The following is a 19,422-nucleotide window of genomic DNA, read 5'->3' on the forward strand; positions in this document are numbered from 1 at the left end:
GGTACATCTGAATGTGCTGCGATCCAATATGGGAGCGGGCTTGCTCGCGAAGACGGACTGACATTCAACATTTACGTCGCCTGACACACCGCTTTAGCGAGCAAGCCCGCTCCCACAGGGTTATGGGCTGTCTTAATGAATAATCCAGCTCAACAACCAAAGCCCCAGCAGCAACCAGATAATCCCGGCGATGATCGACGCATTCATGAACGCCCGAATCGCCGACCACAACAGCATCAACCCGATGATTAGCGCGATGATGCTGATGATCGACGTGTCCATGCCCAGCGCCCGGGACAGCCCTTCGACAAAATTACCGCCCGCATGGCTCAGGATATTGAACAGGCCACTGAGGCCGTCGACGATAAAACGGATGACAGAACCGAGTGCCTGGCCGAGCCATTCGAAAAAACTTTCTACCTGCATGTGGGTGTCCTGATGAAAGAGCTGAGCCTTGGGCCACAACGCAGGTGGCCGAGTTCCCTGCATGATAGAAGGTTTGCGCCAATCCTGTGTGGGAGCGAGCCTGCTCGCGAAGGCGTTGTGTCAGTGACATCAATGGTTGATGACGCACCGCATTCGCGAGCAGGCTCGCTCCCACATGAGATCACCTGCGCTGCTTGCCTTTGGTGGACTTCCCCCGAAGCTATACGCCTTCAGGAGAGCCCGATGAACCTTGTTGAACTGACCGAACGCCTGCACGCCATCCGTGACCGCAATGACTGGCGGCAATTTCACAGCCCGAAAAACCTGGCCATGGCCGCGAGCGTGGAAATGTCCGAGCTGGTGGAGATCTTCCAGTGGCTGACCGAAGACCAGTCGCGGCAATTGCCGGCAGACAAACTCGCCCACGCCGGGCAGGAAGTCGGTGACATCGTGCTCTATCTATTATTGCTGTGCAGCGAGTTGGGATTGGACATGAACGAAGTAGTGCGCAGCAAACTTGCGGACAGCGAACGGCGGTTCAGCTGATGAGCGACCGTCATTTCGATCAGTTGGCGACCCGGTTTGCCGAAAAAATCTACGGCGGGGCCAAAGGCGCGATTCGTCTGGCGGTGCTGCAAGCCGACCTGGCCGAAACCCTGCCGGACCGGCCGCTGCGCGTCCTGGACATCGGTGCCGGGCTTGGCCACATGTCGTTGTGGCTGGCCCAGCGCGGCCACGACGTCACCCTCGCCGAACCGGCCGCACCGATGCTCGAAGGCGCTCGCCAACGCTTCGCTGACGCAGGTCAGACGGCGACCTTCATTCAAGCGCCATGGCAGGAATTGCTCGGTCAACTCACCGAACCCTACGACCTGGTGCTGTGTCACGCCGTGCTGGAATGGCTGGCCGAACCCCACGCGATCCTGCCGGTATTGCATCAACTCACCACCAAGGACGGCTGGTTGTCCCTGGCGTTCTATAACCGCGATGCGTTGATCTACCGCAACCTGCTCAAGGGCCACTTCCGCAAAATGCGCAAGAACGACATGGCCGGCGAGAAGCAGAGCCTGACCCCGCAGCAGCCCCTCGATCCCCGGGAACTGGCGGCGCAACTTGAAGGTATGTGGCAGGTCGAAACCCAGAGCGGGGTGCGGGTTTTTCACGACTACATGCCGGTGGAGTTCCAGGCCCGCGCCGAATTGGTGGACTTGCTGGAAATGGAACTGGCCCACCGTCGTCACCCAAGCTTTGCCGGGCTTGGGCGTTACTTGCACTGGATCTGTCGGCCGGTCTGATCGGAGAACGAAATGAAAGCGCGTTCAGGATTACTGCTGATGTGCCTGGGTTTGGTGGCTTGCCAGGGCAGCAACCCTTATGTGGCGACGTCCAACCCCTTGCCGCCGGCGCCGCCACAAGCGGCGAATACCTTCGACCGCAGCGCCTACCCGGCGCCGCCTCGGGACTACGGGCGCTACCGCAGTTGGGCCTGGCTCAACGGGCAATTGCCACCGGGCTCGGCCTGGGCGGATTCGGCGCAAGTGGCCGAAGCGGTCAGCAACGCCCTCGACCAGCGCGGCTTGCGCCCGTTGCACGAAAACCGCCCGCCTGACTTGTTGGTCAGCGCCAACCTGCACCTGGAAACCCGTTTGCGTCAGGTTCAGGACGACGCCGGTTACTACGGCGGCGGTTATGGCGGCTACAACCGATATGGCGGTGGTTACGGCATGTACGAAACCGTGCCGGTGGTTCGCACTTACCAGGAACAGGTTGTGGTGGTGCGTGTCGACCTGTTTGACGCTGGCACCGGTCAACCGGTCTGGAGCGCGAGCGCCGAAACCGCTAACCAGGGCAATCAAAGTCAGCGCGCCGATGCGATACGGGAAGCTGTAGAAAAAGCGATGTCGGCGTATCCTCCTGGTTGAGAACAATTCCCATAGGTTCATCTCTTCAACCGGAGAACACGCATGTTCCGCCGCCTCGCATTACTGGCCATGGCCGTGTTGCTCAGTGCCTGCGCCGCCCACCAGGTCAATCATGACTTCGATGCCAGCCGCGACTTCGCCGCTTATCGCAGTTGGAGCTGGAAAGAACCCGCCCTGCAATACCGCCCCGATGATCCACGGATCAAGAGCGACCTGACCGAACAGCGCATTCGCCAGGCCGTTGCCGATCAGTTGGATCAGCGCGGCTTGCGTCCGGTCGCCGCGGGCAGCAAAGGTGATGTGAACGTGCAGGCCTACCTGATCATCGAAGACCGTCAGCAACAGGTGACTACCAACTACGGCGGCGGTTGGGGTAGCCCATGGAACGGCTACTGGGCCGCGCCGATGTACAACGAAACCCGCAACATCACCTACAAAGTGGCAACCATCCAGATCGACCTGCTCGATGGCAAGGACGGCAAACTGGTGTGGCGTGGCAGCGACGAGCAAATGCTCAGCAGCACGCCCAACCCGGCCGATCGCAGCAACGCCATCCGCGAAACCGTCACCCGCATTCTCTCCAACTACCCGCCACGCTAACACCCGTAGGAGCTGCCGCAGGCTGCGATCTGTTGATGTTGTTTTAAAGACAACAGCAAAAGATCGCAGCCTGCGGCAGCGCCTACAGGTCAAAAAACGCCGTTCCCTTGCAGGAGCCGAGCTTGCTCGCGATGACGGCGGCACTCCGCCATCGCGGGCAAGGCCGTTCCCACAGTTTTTGAGTTGTTCAGAAGATTTGTGTTGATGGCTGGCGTGTTGCCAGCAGTTAGCCCCGGGCGCGTCTACACTCAGTTGCATCAATGGAGGTCACGGCAAAGGAGTGCGCCATGTCGCCTCGTTCGCATTTCAAAGGCCCGGCCCGGCAACGCGGCGCGATCGGTCTGATGGCAGCACTGACCCTCGGCCTGGCGCTGGTGTGCATGGTGCTGGTGATCGACAGCGGTCGTCTGTACATGGAGCAACGCCGCTTGCAGCGGGTGGTCGATGTCGCCGCGCTGGAGGCGATCTCGCGCAGTGGCGATTGCCTGACAGGCCTCAGTGCTGCGGCATATGCCACCGCCAGTGCCGCGCGCAATGGCTTTGCCGTGGCGCCGGACACAACCCTTGCCGTGACCTGCGGCACCGTGCAAACCGGCGCAAACAATCTGCGCGCCTTCACCCTGGATGCCAGCAAGAAAGAAGCGATCAGCGTTGTTGCCACGCGCGTCGTCACCACCAGCGTTGGCGCCGCGCTGTACGCGCTGTTCAGACCGGGTGGCGTGTCGCCGACCACACGCCTGCACGCCACAGCGGTCGGCACTTCGGCGATTTTGCCGCCGCAGGCACAACTGACCATCGGCACCACCGCATTGACTATCGATGCCAGCAAGTCGGCCGCATTGAATGCGCTATGGGGCGGACTGCTGGGCGGCACGCTTAACCTCAGCGTCGCCGGTTGGCAGGGTTTGGTCGACACCAATATCAGTCTGCTCAGTTACCTGAACCAACTGGCGCTCGATGTGCACGTGGACGCCGGTAACTACACTCAGGTGCTGAGCCAAAGCATCCAGATCAACCAACTGATCGACACCGCCATTACCGTGTTGACCAAAGGGGCACCACCACCAGCGTCGCGGTCAGTGGCTTGCTCGGGTTGAAGGCCATCGTTGGCAACACATCGGTGGTGCTCGGTCAGTTGCTGCAACTGCAAACCGGCGCTACGTCGGCAGCGCTCAATGCCAACCTGCAAGTCTTCCAGTTGCTGGAAGCTATGGTGCAACTGGCCAACAGTCAAAACGCCCTGACGGCCTCGGTGCCGCTGAGTATTCCGGGGCTGGTCAACGGTTCGGTCAAAGTCAAAGTCATCCAGCCGCCGCAGTTATCGGCAGTGGGCAACCCGGCGCTGGCCAAGGCAGATCCCATGGGCGCCAACCGGATCTACGTGAAAACCGCACAGGTGCGCACGCTGATCTCACTGAATCTGCCGCTGCTGTCCGGTGTGGCGGGCCTGGCTAACGCGATCGTCAGCACGCCGCTGGTGGGCGGTCTGACCGATACCCTGAATAATCTGCTGCACCTGAACATCGCCGGTACGCTGAACTCGTTGTTCTGTACTTTGGGCGGCACCTGTCAGCGCACCAACCTGCAGATTCTGCCGACATCGAGCATCGATATCCTGCTCGAAGCCGCTGCCGCCGACAGCCATGTCACCGATTTCAACTGCGTCAGCGACGCCACAAAAAGCCTGACCACCCAGACCAACTCCTCCCTGGTCAAACTCAAGATCGGCAAGATCGACGCCACCAACGCCTTTTCCTCCTCGGCGGATGTCACCGTGCAGCCACTCGCGTTGATCGATGTCGGCGTCATCACCTGCACCATTCCTCTGCTGGGGCTGGGCTCGGCGACCTGCGATCAAAGCACGCGCAAACCGTTTTACGGTGGCGGCCTCGGGGTGATGGTCGATACCTCGGTGGCGAGCATGCAGAACCTCCATACCTACAACCAGCCGCCGGAAATCAAACAACCCCCGCTGAACTACAGTTTCGGCACGCAAGGCGTGGTCAATAGCCTGAAAACTACATTGAGCGGGGTTCAGGTGCAGGCCTACAAACCTACCGGTTCGAGTTTGCTGGGCGGTTTGCTCACCACCACCGCGGACGTGCTGGCCAGCGTCAACAGCACGTTGGGTGTGGTCATCGATAACTTGCTCAGCCCGGTGCTCGACCCGATTCTCGACGGCTTGCTGGCCAACCTCGGCATCACCCTGAACAAGGTCGATGTCGGCGCCAACCTCAGTTGCCGGCCACCGGGACAACCGATGCTGGCGATCTAATCGATCAGCACAATCGGCAACTCGATACAGAACCGTGCGCCTTCCACCGAGTTGGAAACACTCAGGTGTCCGCCCATGTTCTCGACAATGCCGTAACTCACCGACAAGCCGAGCCCGGTGCCGACGCCCACCGGTTTGGTGGTGAAGAACGGCTCGAAAATCCGCTCCAGCAAGCGCGGGTCAATCCCGCCGCCGTTGTCCTCGACCCACAGTCGCACCGAACATTCGTCGCGTTCGGCGTATACCGAAATCCACGGTTTGAACTCACGGCCGGCGTCGCGCTTGCTCAGCAGCGCATCCCGGGCGTTGACCATCAGGTTGATCAACACTTGTTCAAGCTGATCGACATAGCCACGCACCTGGACCTCGAATCCGGTCTCGCTGACACGCAGTTCCACGCCTTTACCGCGCATGCCTTCGGCCAGCAGCGACAGCGTGCCTTCAATGGCCGTGGCTGGATTGAACGGCTGCTGCTCGACCTCTGAGCGCCGGCCGAACACCCGCATATGGTCAACCACCCGCGCCGCGCGCTGGACCTGCGTGTCGATGCGGTTGAGCTTGTCGGTCAGGTAATCAATCTGCACGTCGCCACTACTCAGGCGTTTGAGCACATTGACGATGGCCATGCGCATCACGTTCAGCGGCTGGTTGATTTCATGGGCCAGGCCGGTGGCCATTTCGCCGAGGGTGGCCATTTTTGCGCTTTGCGTGAGTTGCTGCTGCGTGCGGCGCACTTCGGTGTTGTCGCGGCCCACCGCTTGTACTTCGATCAGTTGCCCCAACTCATCGAACACCCCGCGATCCGACCAGACCCACCAGGCGTGCTCGCGCCCCGGTAATTGCAGGTTGATTTCGGCGGTGCTGACTGGCTGCTCCGGGGTCAACGAACTCAGCCGCTGCACGAACGTCTCGCGCTGTTCGTCGGACATCCATTCGCCCAGATTAATCCCCGGCAACTGCTCCGGGGCGCACTCCAGGTACATCGCCAACGGCCGATTGCCAAATGTCAGGGTCAGGTCCGGGCGATAACGGCAGATCATCGCCGGCGAGTCTTCCACCAGAATCCGGTAGCGCTCTTCGCTTTGCCTGACCTGCTCGGCGGCCAGGGTCGCCTCGGTGACATCCAGCCACAGCCCGACGGCTTCTACCGGCAGGCCGAGGTCATCGCGCAATAGTTTTGCTTCGTCGAGCAGCCAGTGGTAATCGCCCCGGCTGTCGCGCAGTCGGTAGCGGGCACGTACCGAACCCTCGCGCAGCAGCTGTCGGGTGCGTTCGAAATACAGGTCGCGATCGTCGGGATGGACCCGCTCCACCAACGCGGTAGTGGTGCAGTCGTCCAGACTCCAGCCCAGTAAAGGTTGCAGGCTGGCACTGAAAAATGCCGGTTGCAGCGCGCCTTCGACGTAGTGCTGCACATAGATCACTGCTGGCGAACTGGCGATCAGGTTATCGAGGCGGGCGTGAGCGGCAGCGGCGATTTGTTGCTGGTTCTTGATGTCACTGATATCGAGCATGAAACCCACCAGCCGTCGCTCGGCACCGATGCCCAAAGAGCGACCTTGCAGCCGATACCACAGCGGCATCGCTTGCTCGCCGGGTTGCCAGCGCACGCACAGTTCCAGCGGCGTGCCTTCATCCTGCAAGGCTTGCAGGCGGCTGCGCAATTCATCACGGTCGGCTGGGTGTACCTGATTGAACCAGTCCTGAATCGGCAGCCGCGTGGCCGTCAAACCCAGGCCCTGCGCCAGTGTCGGGGCCAGTTGCACGTGATTGTCGTCGCTGAACACTTCCCACCAACCGGTGCCGAGCAGTGCTTGCAGCGTTTCCATGCGTTCGAGCTGTTGATGATGGCGGTGCTCGCGCAGCCGTTCCAATAACGGTGCGGCCACGGCGGCGGCCAGCAGCAGCCAGTCGTGATCGCTGAGGTCCGGCGCTTGTTGCTGCGCGTTATAGCCGGCACACAGCAACCACGCCGCTACGCCTTGCGCGTCGCGGTAGGGTACGGCGAAACCTTCATGCAGGCCGAACAGCGCGCTCAGGCGCGGCTGTTCGCTGGCCAGCAAGCGTTGCGGCGATGCACCGTTGAGGCTGTCGAGCCCTGTGCCCAAATGCTCTTGATCCCGCCAGAGCCGAGGGGCGTTCAACGCCGCGTAATGCTGATGAACCTGCCAACCCTGGCCTTGCTCATCGAGCAGTGCCACCGCCAGACAAGGGATGTGTAACTGCTGACTGCAACGTTGCAGTTGTTCGCCCAGCACCTCGGGCAGCCGCGCGAGGCTGCACAAACGCAATTGATCGCGAATCTGCGTGGCCAGTAACTGCGATTGCTCGCGGCTGCGTGCCTGGCGCCGTTCTCCGAGCAAGTCGCCGATATCGAGCATCTGTAACAGCCAGCCATCGCCCTGCGCTTGCAACCAACCGCGCAAATGCAGCGGCGGGCCGGCGAGGCTGAAGAAATCCAGATCAAGCACTTGCCCTTGCCAGTCGGCCGGCGTGCCCTCCACGGCAAGGCTGCTGTGTGGCAACAGATAATCCAGCAGATGCGCGGGTTGCAGGCTGGGCAGGCGTTGCGCGAGCAAGTGCCGTATCGGCCCGCTCAGGTGATTGACCTGCCCGTCGTCATCCATATACAGCTGCAAGCCGACGCTGGGTATCACTGGACTTTGTCGGGTCTGGGGCGTGCCGGGTTGGCGGTTGAGCAGACGACTGAACAGCGTGTCACCGGAACTCAAAATTGCAGGCTCGACGAGGCGCGCAGGGTCGCGGGCAGGCGCGGCACAGTGCCGACGCCAGGGAGCACGAGGAACGGCAACGCCTGATTCAGTTTGCTCGTGGGATAGTTGATGGTCACCGTCAACACGCCGCCGACATACGTGATCGAACTGTCAGTGGAGGCGTTGAAGTTCAGGGCCCCCGGTAGCCAGGCCAATTGCCGGGTCAGCTCGGTTCTGGCAGTGGCGGTGACGGCGGTCGAGTAATTGGCGGTCGCCGGATCCAGTGCCACGCTGCGGCGCACCGCTTCAGAGGTGGCTTCGTTGAACGACTGCATCAGCACAAACGGCAGGCTGTAACTGACCAGGCCATAAAACACGGCAAAAAAAACCACGAACACCAAGGCGAATTCAATCGCCACGGCGCCTTTCTGCGATTTAGGGAGGCCTGCTTTCATGACTGCGTCTACCCTGACTGGCACTGCGTAGTATCAGCATAGAATCATTCAGCAAAAACGGACGGTTTTTACCGGATGCAGAGTTTTGTCCTATTGATATGGCTGGCGTTGTGCGCTACGCAGGATGCACGGGAGCGGCGCATCGCCAATTCCTTGACCCTTGGGGTCGGTGCGCTGGCGCTGGTGTACCTGCTTTGGACCGGCAACACTTGGATGGGCGCCGAGGCGCGGCAGGGTGGCTGGGCCTTTTTGCTGGCGTTGGCATTCACTTTGCCGGGCTACGTCATGGGCAGGATGGGGGCCGGGGATGTGAAACTTATGACAGCTCTGGGCCTTGCGACGGACGGCATTTTCGTCCTCTACGTATTTATTGGCGCCGCCGTGGCCAGCGTGGTCTGGTTGCTACTGGCGCCAAGAGTCTGGTTGCATATGAGTCAAGGACTTAAAGAACGTCTTCGATATATGGCGCCTGGAGCGTCAAAAAAGCCGCCATTTGCGCCGTTCGTGTTCGCGGGTGCTCTGGCAGCACTGTGCTGGATCCATTAGTCGTGAAGCGCCACTAGTCCTATGTACATAGTCGGAAAGTGCGTCTACTTTCAAATGACTGGTTATACAGCCAAAGGCTGGCGGTACAGGAATGGTCAGCTTGACCTTGGCATGGAGTGGCACGTGAACAAAGTGACGTCTGCGGTAAAAGTCCTTGTGGTCGACGATCAGCCGTTGATTGTCGAGGAACTGTGTGAATTCCTTGAGAGCTGCGGTTATCGCTGTGTTCCGTGCGAATCCAGTCAGCAGGCGGTCGAGCGCTTCAGTGAAGACGCCGAGATCGGTCTGGTGCTGTGTGATTTGCACATGCCGGGCATGGACGGCATTCAACTGGTGCTGGAACTGCAGCGGCTGGCCGGCAAGGAGCGGGCGTTCGAGGCGATCATGCTGACCGGTCGGGCCGACAAGCAGGACGTGATCAAGGCGTTGCGCGCCGGGATCGCTGATTACTATCAAAAGCCGATTGATCTGAATGAGTTGCTCGAGGGTTTGCAGCGCCAGGAAGTTGTCCTGCAAGAACGGCAGAAGAGTGTGCAACTGGGGCATTTGAATCAGAAGCTGCAGTTTCTTTCCGAATCCATTGATGATCTTTACCAGGACCTGGACAAGGTGCGGCGTAGTCCTGCTGCGTCTTCTCGTGGTGTTTCGGGTGAAGAGGTCGGCGAGACGGACCGGTTGGAGATCCCGGCGATTTTCAATCAGTTGTCGCCTCGGCAGTTGGATGTGGCGCGGTTGGTGGGCAAGGGGCAGACCAATTATCAGATTGCCTGTGAGTTGGGGATTACCGAGAACACGGTGAAGCTGTATGTGTCGCAGGTTTTGCGGTTGACGCATATGCATAATCGGACCCAATTGGCCCTGGCGTTGTCGCCGAGCAATTCGGGCATGCGCCAGCGGGTCACCGCGCACTGACTTCTGCTGACCCCGCCCATTCGCGGGGTCAATCACCTCAGCCGCTATTTGCCTTGGACCTGCGGAAACAGGTTATTCAACGTTTCCAGCAACCGCACGTGATAGATGGGTTTGCGAAACAGGTCGAGCACCTGCAAGCGCAGCATGTCACTGACGTCTTCCATGTCAGCATGCCCGGACGTCACGATCACTGGCAAATGCTGGCGCGAGGTGTGCTCACGCAATCGCTTGATCAGCGACATGCCGCTCTCCTCCGGCATGCGCAGATCAGTAATCACCAAGGCAATGTCTGGATGACACGTCAAATGATGCAGGGCGAGTTTGACCGAAGTGGCCGTAAAGCAACTGAAGCCCTCGCCCTCCAGCAATTCCGCCAACTCCAGCAACGCATCCTCTTCGTCGTCAACCAGCAGTAACTGTTGGCGAGAAGTGTGTGGAGAGTTCATAGGCAACACCTGCAATGGACTGAGTGCTGACGTTAGAACCCAATGACCGCATTGACAAGTTATCGGTCCGATCAGGTGAGTGCAGTCTGGATCCGGGTCAGGATCGCGGTGACCTGAGTGCCGATGCCGTTACCGAAGGCTGCGATCACCAGCGCCACGAGGCCGACCACCAGCGCATATTCGATGGCGGAGGCGCCTTCGGTGTCTTTGGCCAGGTCTTTGAAGAAGGCGATCTGCGATTTGATTTTTGCGCAATGTGGGAATACGACATGAGGATTCTCCTTGAGCACGCCAGGTGTTGCGCGTTCGCAACATGATCTCCCTGTGCCAGCATCAGCATTGTCGGCATTCCTCGGGCCTACAACTGTAAGAACGCATTAACCCGAAAGTATTAGTTGGCGCAATTACACTAAAAAACCATGTTTGGCGCTTTAGCCTCCTACTTTCGTTGGATATTTCATCGCTGTTAATGGCGTTTTGTTCGCGCTGGACTACCGTCAAATAGCGAAATAGTTACTTGTTCATAGCTGCCTGATTGCGAATTTATCTCGTTGCAAGTAACGGGTCATTGCATAAGACAGAACGCGCAGCGGGAAAGGGAGAGCCGTCATGAACAGTCGCGTCACTCTGGGCCTGGCAGGCTTGTTTTTGCTGGGTGCCATCATTGCCGGATATTGGGGGCTGACCTTGAGTCGGCAACCGCCCGTGGAGCCTGTCGCCGCGCCGGTTGCAGTCACGCCTGTCGCACCCGCCGCTGCTCCGGCACCACCCGTTGAAGATCCGACCCGCCAACCGGTGGTGGTGTTGCTACGCGACATCGCGCCGTTCGGCAAAATCACCGCGGCCGATGTCGCCGTGGAAAAACTGCGCACCGCGCCCGCCGGTAGCCTCAGCACTGTTGATCAAGTCATCGGTCGCTCGGCATGGCGGCCGTTGAGCGCCGGCAGTTGGCTGAGTGAGGAAAGCTTTGCACCGGGCAGCCAACTGGCGCGAATGATTCGCCCCGGTGAGCGTGCGCTGGCGGTGGCCGTGGATGAAGTGATCAATGCCGGTGGGCAGCTGGCGCCGGGCGATTACGTCGATGTGCTGCTGTTTTTGCGCAAGGACGAAAACAATCCACAGCCTTCGGCGCAGTTGGTCGTGCCGGCGGTGCGCGTACTCGGTGTCGGCAGCCAGATGGGCCTGACCAACGACGGTCAACCCGCCACACCGGCCCTGAGCAGCGACGACAAACTCAAACAGGACCAACGCCGCATCACCGCACGCACCGTGGTGCTGGCTGTCCCCGAACAACTCTTGAGCCGGCTGATGCTCGCCACTCAGGTCGGCACGTTGCGCCTGGCCGTGCGCAGCAGTGAAGAGCAGCGCCTGGCCAAATACTGGGCCGGCGAAAGCGATGTCGCCAGACAACTCGATACGCCGCGTCGCGAGTTGATCGAGTTCAGCCAACTGTCACTCTCGCCACCGCCCAGACCACTCGCCGTGGCGGGGCAGCCGACGGCGCGCAAAGCGACCGTGGAAGTCATCCGTGGTGCCGAAAACGCTCAACCCACTCCCTGATTCGAGCAAGGACGCCTTTACATGCGCAAATGCTTCACGCCCCTGTTCAACGGCTTGCTCCGGGCCTCGCTGCTGAGCGTTGCCTCCATTGGCAGCGCCGTCGCCGCTGTCGGCAACTGTGCCGCGCTCGGCCCGTTACCGGCGACACTGGAAGTCGGCGAAGGCCTGCAACAAGCGCTGCAATCGTCGGTGGCGATCACCCGCGTGGCGGTGGGCGATCCGAAAATTGCCGATGTGCGCGTGACCGGCGATCAAGGCGTATTACTCACCGGCGTCGCGCCTGGTGCGACCACGCTGATGATCTGGACGGCCTGCGCCAGCGCGCCGCGGCAAAGCATGGTGTTCGTGCAGGGCAAAGCCAGTGCGGCGATGACGGTCTCGTTGCCGGCGACTGATGACCCGACTCTGCCTTCGCAAGTGCAGACTGATATTCGCTTTGTCGAAGTCAGCCGCACCAAGCTCAAAGAGGCCGGCACCTCGATTTACGGCAAGGGCTCGAACAACTTTCTGTTCGGCGCACCGGGCACGGTGCCAGGCAGCGGTGTCAGGCCCGGTTTGGTGCCGAGCGTAGCGCCGAGCATTCCGCTGGCCAATGACGTGTTCAACATCGTCTGGGGTGGGGGCAGCAGTAAGTTCCTAGGCATCGTCAACGCGCTGGAAGGCAGCGGTTTCGCCTACACCCTGGCGCGGCCGAGTCTGGTGGCGTTGAGCGGGCAGAGCGCAAGCTTCCTTGCCGGCGGTGAGATTCCGATCCCGGTGCCCAGCGCCAACAGCAACAGCTACTCCATCGAATACAAGGAATTCGGCATCCGCCTGACCCTGACCCCGACCATCATCGGTAAAAATCGCATCGCGCTGAAGGTCGCACCGGAAGTCAGTGAGCTCGATTACAGCAACGCGATCACCATCGCCGGCGCCCAGGTGCCAGCCCTGACCATCCGCCGCACCGACACCAGCGTCTCCCTGGCTGACGGCGAAAGCTTCGTCATCAGTGGCTTGATCAGCACCACCAATACCTCGCAAGTGAACAAGTTTCCGGGGCTGGGCGACATTCCGATCCTCGGGGCGTTTTTCCGCAGTTCATCAATCAACCGCCAGGAGCGTGAGCTGCTGATGATCGTCACCCCGCACCTGGTACAACCGCTGGCGGCGGATGCACAACTGCCGTCGCTGCCGGGCGAAAAACTGCGCAACTATGACCCGAATTTCTACCGCATGTTCTTCCTCGAAAACGGCAACTTCGACAAACGCAGCGGGCTCTCGCAATGAGCCAGAACCTGAGCCAGACGTTTCTCGCCATCACCCGCAACAGCACTGATCTGGAATGGCTGCAAGGTGCCCTCACGCCGCTGGGTCAGGTGGTGAGCGCAGGGGGAGGCAGCCTCGACGAATTGCTGGCGCTGGTCGACGTGACCTTCGCCAGCCTGGTGTTCGTCGGCCTCGACCGTGAGCATGTGGTGGCCCAGAGCGCGTTGATCGAAGGCGCACTGGAGGCCAAGCCGATGCTTGCCATCGTCGCGCTCGGCGACGGCATGGACAATCAACTGGTACTGAATGCGATGCGCGCCGGAGCGCGAGATTTCGTCGCCTATGGCTCGCGATCCAGTGAAGTCGCCGGGCTGGTGCGGCGCTTGAGTAAACGCCTGCCACCGGTGGCGCCGAACACGCAACTGGGCGGCCTGACCGTGCTGTATGGCGTGCAGAGCAACGCCGACGGCGCGCTGCTGGCCAATCACATGGCGCTGGTGGTGCAAAAGAGCGGGCAGCAAACCCTGTTGCTGGACCTCGGCCTGCCGCGCGGTGACAGCCTGGAGTTGCTGGGGCTGGAAAGTTCGTTTCATTTCGGCGATGCCCTGCGCCACTTGCGCCGCCTCGACGCCACGCTGATCGACAGCGCCTTCACCAGCGCCGAGGCAGGCCTGCGGATTCTGGCGTATGCCGGCGATGATGCACCGCTGGAAGGCACCAGCGCCGCCGAGCTGTACATGTTGCTCAGCGCCTTGCGCCAACACTTCCAGCACATCGTGGTGAACCTCACCGGCCAGCCGGACAGCGAAGCGCTGCGCACCTTTGTCAGCCACTGCGACAAACTGCTGTGGTACACCGACCAGAACGTCCTCGATTGCCGCCGCAATCTGGCGGTGCTCAACTCGTGGCGGGAAAAAGGCATGAAGCTCGAACACGGGCGCTTGCTGGTCGACCGCTACTTGAACAACGTTGCGCCAGACTCGGACACCCTCGGCAAAACCTTCAATCTGGAAGTGATCGCGGTGCTGGCCTACAGTCCGGAACTGCGCCTGAACGCGAAAAACCAGGGCCTGAGCCTGTTCGAACTGGGCCCCAGGGAAAAACTCACACAAAGCCTGCGCGCCCTCGGCGAGCGTCTGGCCAAACGTTCTGAAAGCCTGGCCAAGCCGAAGGTCAACTGGTTCAACCGGTTGCGAGGCACGCCATGACCGTAGAAAAACTGTTCGGCTCACCCCAGCGCGGCCCCGTCGGCAACACCGACCACGAAGGCCTGAAACTGGTGCTGCACCGCTACATCATCGATGCCATCGAAGAATCCGGAAAAAACCTGCTGGAGGGTTCTCGGCAGTTGTTGGCGCAGTTCGTCACCGACAAGGTCGCCGAATACATTGCTCGCCTGCACCTGGCGATTTCCCGCTATGAAATGGAGCGCCTGGCCGAAGAAATCGTCGATGAACTGACCGGTTTCGGGCCGCTCGAAGTGTTGCTGCGCGATCCGTCCGTGACCGAAATCCTGGTCAACGGCCCGCACCGGGTGTTCATCGAACGGGACGGCGTGCTGCATCAAAGTGACCTGCGTTTTATCGATGCGCATCACGTTGAGCGAGTCATGCAACGCATTCTTGCACCGCTGGGGCGACGGCTAGATGAGTCTTCGCCGATGGTCGATGCGCGCATGCCTGATGGCAGTCGGGTCAATGCGATCATCCCGCCAATTGCACTGGACGGGCCGTGTCTGTCGATTCGTAAATTTCGCAAGGACATGCTCAAAAGCACCGACCTGATGGCCATGCAAACCATCGATCAGTCGATCTTCGAGTTTTTTCAGGAAGCGGTCGGCAAGCGCTGCAACATCCTCATCAGCGGCGGCACCGGCACCGGCAAAACCACCTTACTGAACATCCTCAGCCAATTGATCAACCCCCATGAACGACTGGTGACCATCGAAGACGTCGCCGAATTGCAGTTGGGCCACCCCCACGTCGTGCGCCTGGAAACCCGACCGCCCAATGCCGAGGGCCACGGCGAAGTCAAAGCCAGCGACCTGATCCGCAACGCCCTGCGGATGCGCCCCGACCGGATCATCCTCGGCGAGATTCGCGGGGTCGAAGTGCTCGACGTACTCACCGCCATGAACACCGGCCACGACGGTTCCATGAGCACCGTGCACGCCAACAATGCCCAGGACGCGTTGTTACGCCTGGAAACCCTGGTCGGCCTGACAGGTCGCACCGTGGCCGAACGCACCCTGCGGCAGATGATTTGCGCAGCGCTGGACGTGATCATCCAACTGACGCGTTTGCCCGACGGCCGCCGCTGCGTCAGCGAGGTGGTGGAAGTGGTCGGCGTGCGTGAAGGCATCTACGTCACCAACACATTGTTCCGCCTCAATCGGAAGACGGGTTTCGGCTTCCTGCGCGAAGCGATCAACCCGGCCGGCGACAAGTTGCGCCGCGAACCGACGCTTGCGCACTGAGGGCCACGGCATGCTCAAACCGTTGCTGTTGATCTTAATTTGCCTGGGCTTGCTCGGGTTGTCGCTGCGCCTGTTCTACAACGGCTGGCGTCAGGGCGGTGCCGAGCGTGTGCTCGATCGGCTGAATCAGGGGCAGCCGCAACTGGTGGTGGATGCGCCGCGTTGGGCCGGCCTGGAGCGTGCATTTTTGCGTGCCGGTCTCGGCCGACCGACCGACCGTATCGGCCTGTGGTTGCTGCTGTGGGCGTTTGGCATGCTGATCGGTTTTGCTCTCGCCGGCGTCATCGGTTTGCTGGTGTTGATCGTGTTGCCGCCGCTGGTGGTGCGGGTGTTTGTCAGTTGGCGTTACCAACGGCGCTTGCGACGCATGATCGAACAACTGCCGCAATTGCTCGATCACAGCGTGCGCAGCCTCAAGTCCGGCCGGACCTTGACCGATGCCATCATCGGCGGCATCGAGGCCAGTGAAGACCCGCTGAAAAAAGCCATGGGGCGGGTGCAGCGTAACGTGCAGCTTGGCGTTAATTTGCCGGACGCCGTAAGCGATTTCGCCGAACTCTATGAACAGGACGAATTGCGCATGTTTGCCCTGGGCCTGAAGGTCAACCATCGCTACGGCGGCAACGCCAGCGAGCTGCTGGAGAACCTCATCAAACTGATCCGCGAACGGGACCAGGGCGCCCGCCAACTGAGTGCCCTGACCGGGGAAACCCGCATGACGGCATGGGTGCTGGGTTTGCTGCCGATTGTCATGGCCGGGTATTTCCTGATGGCCAATCCGATTTATCTGGTCGCCATGTGGCACGACCCGTCCGGGCAGCGAATGCTGGCCACGGCGTTCGGCATGCAGGTGATCGGCAGTCTGTTGCTCTGGCGGATGTTGCGCAGCCTATGACCATGCCCTTGATGATCAGCGCCTTGTTGTTGCTCGGTGCCGCACTGTTACTGCTTGCCGGCCTAGTGGAGCAGCGTCGCCGCGCGCGCCAGATCAACCGCCGACTGGAAGGTGACCTGCTTCGCGAAAATCGCTTCGGCAACTTGCTGCAAATACTCGGCGACAGCAAGGTCGGCCAGCACAGCGTCAAGCTCGACAACGAAACCCAGTCGCTGCTCAACCGTCTTGGTTGGCGCAGCGCTCGTCAGCGTTCGTTGTTCGCGGCTTGCCAGATCGGTTCACCGCTGCTGTTGCTGGCGCTGACGGTGCTGCTGCAATCGGTGTTTTTCCCCACCGTGGAAAAGCACTGGATCGCACCGTTGTTCGCCCTCGGCGTCGGTTATCTGTTGCCCAAACGCCTGCTGGTGATTGCCGTGGCGCGCCGGCAAAAACAACTGGCCGGCGAGATCGGCACGTTCATTCCGCTGCTGCGCATCCTCTTCGAATCCGGCATGGCGGTGGAGCAGGCGCTGCGCGTACTGAGTCAAGAAGGTCAGGCGTTGTTGCCGGTGCTGACCTACGAGTTGCGCCTGATATTGAGCCGCGTCGACTCCGGCCTTGAGCTGGGCGAAGAACTCAACAAAGCCACGCAGTTGCTCAGCGTCGACGAGTTCACCGACACCTGCGTGATTCTCCAGCAGTTGTTGTACCAGGGCGGCGGGGCGATGAAGTCGCTGCTGGCACTCAAGCAACTGCTCGATGACCGGCGCCTGACGCGCCTGCAGGAATACATCTCCAAGATGTCCGCAAAAATGTCCGTCGTGATGATGCTGTTTCTCTTCCCGGCGTTATTGATTGTCCTGGCCGGCCCGGGCTTCACCGCCCTGGCGAAGGCGCTGGGAGCCTAGAGGGATCGTGATGAAAGCAATGATTGCAGGTGCCTGTTTTCTGCTGCTCGGCGGTTGTGCCAACACCGGGCAAACGCCCTGGGATGCACTGACGAATTCCGCCAGTTGTGGCAAGTTGAGCTCCGACCAACAACTGTCGCTGAACCTGGCCGATGACATGGCCAATGACGGCAAACTGCACGCCAGCCTCGCCAATCTGCAAAGCCTGCCGGATAACCTCGCCGATGTGCGGCTGCGCAAGGCCAAGGTTTATCGCTTGCTCGGTCGCAGTGAGGCCGAGCCGTTGTATCGCAGTTTGCTCGGCACGTGTCTGGCGGCGCAGGCTGAACACGGTCTGGGGCAGCTCGCCGCGGCCAAATCCGACTACGGTCAGGCGCAGGCGCATTTGCAACGCGCCGCGCGTCTGGCGCCCACTGACGAAAAAATCCGCAATGATCTTGGTGTGGTTTACCTCAATCAGTTGCGCATCGACGACGCGCGCTTCGAATTTCTCACCGCTATGGAGCTCAAGCAGAGTGATCAATTGGCGGCGCTGAATCTGGTGACGTTGCTGTTGTATCAGGACGACTGGAGCCGTGCCGCTGAACTGGTCAGCCGCCTCGGTTTGAGTCCTGCGCAGTTCAGTGAGGCGCAGGGCCGCGCGGAAAAACTCAAACTGCCGAACCGCTCTACTGTTGCGGTTACGGCGATGCTCAAATGAGGAGAGCGATGATGAAAGCCATCCTTGTCTGTCTTGGCTTGCTGGTCTTGCCGTTGACCAGTCATGCCATTGATGCGGGCCCGGCTTCGGCTCAGCAGCAGGAAACCGAGGGCTGGTTGCAGTTGCAGGCGCGTAACAAGGTGGCCTCGCCGACGCTGCAGACGGTCACTCCGACCGAGCGCGAGTTGGCCATGCAACGCTGGCTGAAAAGTTATCAGCATGAGATTCCGCAGTTTTTCGATCAGCAGCAGGGGGGAAAGTTGACAGCGGTTCGGGGGGCTGATGCCTTTGTAGGAGCTGCCGAAGGCTGCGATCTTTTGATCTTTTGATCTTTTGATTTTGGTCGACTGAGTACATATCCGTTGCTGCGGTAACGGCTGCTTATGGTTCCGCTCTTACAGCGGGTCACTTTTGGCAAACGCCCCAAAAGTAACCAAAAGGTCTCGCCCCGGCGTCCGGCCCCTCGCTTAGGCTCGGCGTGCCTTCGTTCCGGTATTCATCTGGGGGCATCGCCTACGGTCTGCTTCGCTTCGACCTCCTCTCGATGTGTGCGGCTTCGCCGCACGGCGCTACGCGCCCACCCCCAGATGAACACCTCCACTCAGCCTCCCGAAGGGGCGGGCAGAGCAAGATCAAAAGCTGCAGGCGAGCTAACGCTCGGCCTGTTGAGTGGTGAAGAGCACAGCGAGTTTGGTTTTGGTTTTGGTTTTGGTTTTGGTTTTGGTTTTGGTTTTGGTTTTGGTTTTGGTTTTGGCTTTGGCTTTGGCTTTGGCTTTCGCTCTTGCTCTTGCTCTTGCTCTTGCTCTTGCTCTTGCTCTTGCTCTTGTAGGAGCTGAGCTTGCTCGCGAAGACGGCCTGACAGCCAATCAATCCCCAACTGAATGCACCGCTCCCAATGTAGGAGCTGCCGCAGGCTGCGATCTTTTGATCTTGTCTTTTTTGGGGGGCGCTGGGTACATATCCGTTGCTGCGGTAACGGCTGCTCAGGGTTCCTTCGTTCCGACGTCGCCGGTGGATCAAGAGCAAGATCAAGATCTTCACCCGAGCTTGCGCTCATCGTGTTGAGTGGTGAGAAGCAGATGCGATCCCTGTGGGAGCTGGCTTGCCAGCGATGGCGGCCTGACAGCCGACCATTCTCTAACTGAATGCACCTCTCCCAATGCAGGAGCCGTCGCCGGTTTCATTGTTTGCGTTTGTTTAAACGTGTTTCAAATCCACGGAACCTTCCCACAAGGTTTTCAGGTTGTCCGTCGGACGTGCGCTCTCTAGGCTTGGGTTGTCGCTGAATACTCAGCGACCAGGTGTGGAAACCTGAAATTTAAGTAGATGCATAGCACCACCACCGTAATCGTTGTCGGCG

20 protein-coding genes and 1 pseudogene are annotated in these 19,422 nt (G+C 60.3%); 16 read left to right on the forward strand and 5 right to left on the reverse strand.

All coding sequences use genetic code 11. From position 1 onward, the window contains the following. Positions 1-132: 132 nt before the first annotated feature. Entirely contained in the window at positions 133-426 is a 294-nt protein-coding gene (locus tag JFT87_RS08010; RefSeq protein ID WP_201200261.1) for a hypothetical protein, read from the reverse strand. A 243-nt stretch (positions 427-669) separates the two neighbouring features. Between JFT87_RS08010 and JFT87_RS08015 the strand changes: the two genes are divergently transcribed. From JFT87_RS08015 to JFT87_RS08035, 5 genes and pseudogenes are all read left to right on the forward strand, one after another. Continuing rightward, the gene (locus JFT87_RS08015) at positions 670-972 is read left to right on the forward strand and encodes a MazG-like family protein (protein WP_007951009.1); all 303 of its coding nucleotides are present in this window, start codon (positions 670-672) and stop codon (positions 970-972) included. Beyond that, positions 972-1,721, forward strand: a complete 750-nt coding sequence (locus JFT87_RS08020; protein WP_201200263.1) for a methyltransferase domain-containing protein — start codon at positions 972-974, stop codon at positions 1,719-1,721. Before JFT87_RS08015 ends, JFT87_RS08020 begins: the two co-directional genes overlap by 1 nt. Positions 1,722-1,733: 12 nt before the next feature. Next, a complete protein-coding gene (locus tag JFT87_RS08025; RefSeq protein ID WP_201200265.1) occupies positions 1,734-2,348 on the forward strand; it encodes a DUF4136 domain-containing protein in 615 nt (204 codons plus the stop codon). 42 nt (positions 2,349-2,390) lie between these two features. Beyond that, positions 2,391-2,948: a DUF4136 domain-containing protein gene (locus JFT87_RS08030; RefSeq protein WP_201200267.1), complete on the forward strand. Its 558-nt coding sequence runs from the start codon at positions 2,391-2,393 to the stop codon at positions 2,946-2,948. Positions 2,949-3,235: 287 nt separating this feature from the next. Continuing rightward, positions 3,236-5,223: pseudogene (locus tag JFT87_RS08035) on the forward strand (hypothetical protein). Here JFT87_RS08035 and JFT87_RS08040 read toward each other — a convergent pair. Together JFT87_RS08040 and JFT87_RS08045 are read right to left on the reverse strand one after the other, a co-directional pair. Beyond that, a complete protein-coding gene (locus JFT87_RS08040) occupies positions 5,220-7,955 on the reverse strand; it encodes a PAS domain-containing sensor histidine kinase (RefSeq protein ID WP_201200268.1) in 2,736 nt (911 codons plus the stop codon). The pseudogene JFT87_RS08035 and the gene JFT87_RS08040 sit on opposite strands and share 4 nt — an antisense overlap. Next, positions 7,952-8,392, reverse strand: coding sequence for a TadE/TadG family type IV pilus assembly protein (locus JFT87_RS08045; protein ID WP_201200270.1), 441 nt, complete (start codon positions 8,390-8,392; stop codon positions 7,952-7,954). Before JFT87_RS08045 ends, JFT87_RS08040 begins: the two co-directional genes overlap by 4 nt. Positions 8,393-8,467: 75 nt before the next feature. Here JFT87_RS08045 and JFT87_RS08050 point away from each other — a divergent pair, with 75 nt between their 5' ends. Then, positions 8,468-8,938 carry an A24 family peptidase gene (locus JFT87_RS08050; protein WP_201200272.1) on the forward strand — a complete coding sequence of 157 codons (471 nt, stop codon included), beginning with the start codon at positions 8,468-8,470 and terminating at the stop codon, positions 8,936-8,938. A gap of 123 nt (positions 8,939-9,061) precedes the next feature. Further along, on the forward strand, positions 9,062-9,850 hold the full coding sequence (locus JFT87_RS08055; RefSeq protein ID WP_342367169.1) for a response regulator transcription factor: 789 nt from the start codon (positions 9,062-9,064) through the stop codon (positions 9,848-9,850). A 44-nt stretch (positions 9,851-9,894) separates the two neighbouring features. Here the strand turns inward: JFT87_RS08055 and JFT87_RS08060 are convergent, their stop codons facing one another. Both JFT87_RS08060 and JFT87_RS08065 read right to left on the reverse strand, forming a co-directional pair. Continuing rightward, positions 9,895-10,296, reverse strand: coding sequence for a response regulator (locus JFT87_RS08060; protein ID WP_201200274.1), 402 nt, complete (start codon positions 10,294-10,296; stop codon positions 9,895-9,897). Between the two features lie 71 nt (positions 10,297-10,367). Further along, the gene (locus tag JFT87_RS08065; protein ID WP_201200280.1) at positions 10,368-10,586 is read right to left on the reverse strand and encodes a Flp family type IVb pilin; all 219 of its coding nucleotides are present in this window, start codon (positions 10,584-10,586) and stop codon (positions 10,368-10,370) included. Positions 10,587-10,905: 319 nt separating this feature from the next. Between JFT87_RS08065 and cpaB the strand changes: the two genes are divergently transcribed. From cpaB to JFT87_RS08110, 9 genes are all read left to right on the forward strand, one after another. Then, complete coding sequence (gene cpaB, locus JFT87_RS08070) at positions 10,906-11,856, forward strand: Flp pilus assembly protein CpaB (protein ID WP_201200284.1); 951 nt, start codon at positions 10,906-10,908, stop codon at positions 11,854-11,856. A 21-nt stretch (positions 11,857-11,877) separates the two neighbouring features. Next, positions 11,878-13,125 (forward strand): type II and III secretion system protein family protein, encoded by a 1,248-nt coding sequence (locus JFT87_RS08075; RefSeq protein ID WP_201200286.1) that lies wholly within the window; start codon positions 11,878-11,880, stop codon positions 13,123-13,125. Beyond that, a complete protein-coding gene (locus JFT87_RS08080) occupies positions 13,122-14,312 on the forward strand; it encodes an AAA family ATPase (protein WP_201200287.1) in 1,191 nt (396 codons plus the stop codon). Before JFT87_RS08075 ends, JFT87_RS08080 begins: the two co-directional genes overlap by 4 nt. Beyond that, the gene (locus tag JFT87_RS08085) at positions 14,309-15,580 is read left to right on the forward strand and encodes a CpaF family protein (protein ID WP_201200288.1); all 1,272 of its coding nucleotides are present in this window, start codon (positions 14,309-14,311) and stop codon (positions 15,578-15,580) included. The genes JFT87_RS08080 and JFT87_RS08085 overlap by 4 nt, the downstream gene beginning before the upstream one ends. A 10-nt stretch (positions 15,581-15,590) precedes the next feature. Continuing rightward, positions 15,591-16,475, forward strand: coding sequence for a type II secretion system F family protein (locus JFT87_RS08090; protein ID WP_201200290.1), 885 nt, complete (start codon positions 15,591-15,593; stop codon positions 16,473-16,475). Beyond that, a complete protein-coding gene (locus JFT87_RS08095; RefSeq protein WP_201200292.1) occupies positions 16,472-17,362 on the forward strand; it encodes a type II secretion system F family protein in 891 nt (296 codons plus the stop codon). Before JFT87_RS08090 ends, JFT87_RS08095 begins: the two co-directional genes overlap by 4 nt. 10 nt (positions 17,363-17,372) lie before the next feature. After that, entirely contained in the window at positions 17,373-18,062 is a 690-nt protein-coding gene (locus tag JFT87_RS08100) for a tetratricopeptide repeat protein (protein WP_201200294.1), read from the forward strand. Between the two features lie 11 nt (positions 18,063-18,073). After that, positions 18,074-18,391 (forward strand): DUF3613 domain-containing protein, encoded by a 318-nt coding sequence (locus JFT87_RS08105; protein WP_201200296.1) that lies wholly within the window; start codon positions 18,074-18,076, stop codon positions 18,389-18,391. Between the two features lie 367 nt (positions 18,392-18,758). Next, positions 18,759-19,127, forward strand: coding sequence for a hypothetical protein (locus JFT87_RS08110; protein ID WP_201200297.1), 369 nt, complete (start codon positions 18,759-18,761; stop codon positions 19,125-19,127). The last annotated feature ends 295 nt before the right edge of the window (positions 19,128-19,422 follow it).

Origin of the sequence: Pseudomonas sp. TH15 (genome assembly GCF_016651105.1) — a bacterium.
Lineage (GTDB): Bacteria > Pseudomonadota > Gammaproteobacteria > Pseudomonadales > Pseudomonadaceae > Aquipseudomonas.

Excerpts from the sequence above, each read along its gene's own strand:
- JFT87_RS08010 (WP_201200261.1), bottom strand. The coding sequence starts at position 426 with ATGCAGGTAGAAAGTTTTTTCGAATGGCTCGGCCAGGCACTCGGTTCT.
- JFT87_RS08015 (WP_007951009.1), top strand. The coding sequence starts at position 670 with ATGAACCTTGTTGAACTGACCGAACGCCTGCACGCCATCCGTGACCGC.
- JFT87_RS08020 (WP_201200263.1), top strand. The coding sequence starts at position 972 with ATGAGCGACCGTCATTTCGATCAGTTGGCGACCCGGTTTGCCGAAAAA.
- JFT87_RS08025 (WP_201200265.1), top strand. The coding sequence starts at position 1,734 with ATGAAAGCGCGTTCAGGATTACTGCTGATGTGCCTGGGTTTGGTGGCT.
- JFT87_RS08030 (WP_201200267.1), top strand. The coding sequence starts at position 2,391 with ATGTTCCGCCGCCTCGCATTACTGGCCATGGCCGTGTTGCTCAGTGCC.
- JFT87_RS08045 (WP_201200270.1), bottom strand. The coding sequence starts at position 8,392 with ATGAAAGCAGGCCTCCCTAAATCGCAGAAAGGCGCCGTGGCGATTGAA.
- JFT87_RS08050 (WP_201200272.1), top strand. The coding sequence starts at position 8,468 with ATGCAGAGTTTTGTCCTATTGATATGGCTGGCGTTGTGCGCTACGCAG.
- JFT87_RS08060 (WP_201200274.1), bottom strand. The coding sequence starts at position 10,296 with ATGAACTCTCCACACACTTCTCGCCAACAGTTACTGCTGGTTGACGAC.
- cpaB (WP_201200284.1), top strand. The coding sequence starts at position 10,906 with ATGAACAGTCGCGTCACTCTGGGCCTGGCAGGCTTGTTTTTGCTGGGT.
- JFT87_RS08075 (WP_201200286.1), top strand. The coding sequence starts at position 11,878 with ATGCGCAAATGCTTCACGCCCCTGTTCAACGGCTTGCTCCGGGCCTCG.
- JFT87_RS08080 (WP_201200287.1), top strand. The coding sequence starts at position 13,122 with ATGAGCCAGAACCTGAGCCAGACGTTTCTCGCCATCACCCGCAACAGC.
- JFT87_RS08085 (WP_201200288.1), top strand. The coding sequence starts at position 14,309 with ATGACCGTAGAAAAACTGTTCGGCTCACCCCAGCGCGGCCCCGTCGGC.
- JFT87_RS08090 (WP_201200290.1), top strand. The coding sequence starts at position 15,591 with ATGCTCAAACCGTTGCTGTTGATCTTAATTTGCCTGGGCTTGCTCGGG.
- JFT87_RS08095 (WP_201200292.1), top strand. The coding sequence starts at position 16,472 with ATGACCATGCCCTTGATGATCAGCGCCTTGTTGTTGCTCGGTGCCGCA.
- JFT87_RS08100 (WP_201200294.1), top strand. The coding sequence starts at position 17,373 with ATGAAAGCAATGATTGCAGGTGCCTGTTTTCTGCTGCTCGGCGGTTGT.
- JFT87_RS08105 (WP_201200296.1), top strand. The coding sequence starts at position 18,074 with ATGAAAGCCATCCTTGTCTGTCTTGGCTTGCTGGTCTTGCCGTTGACC.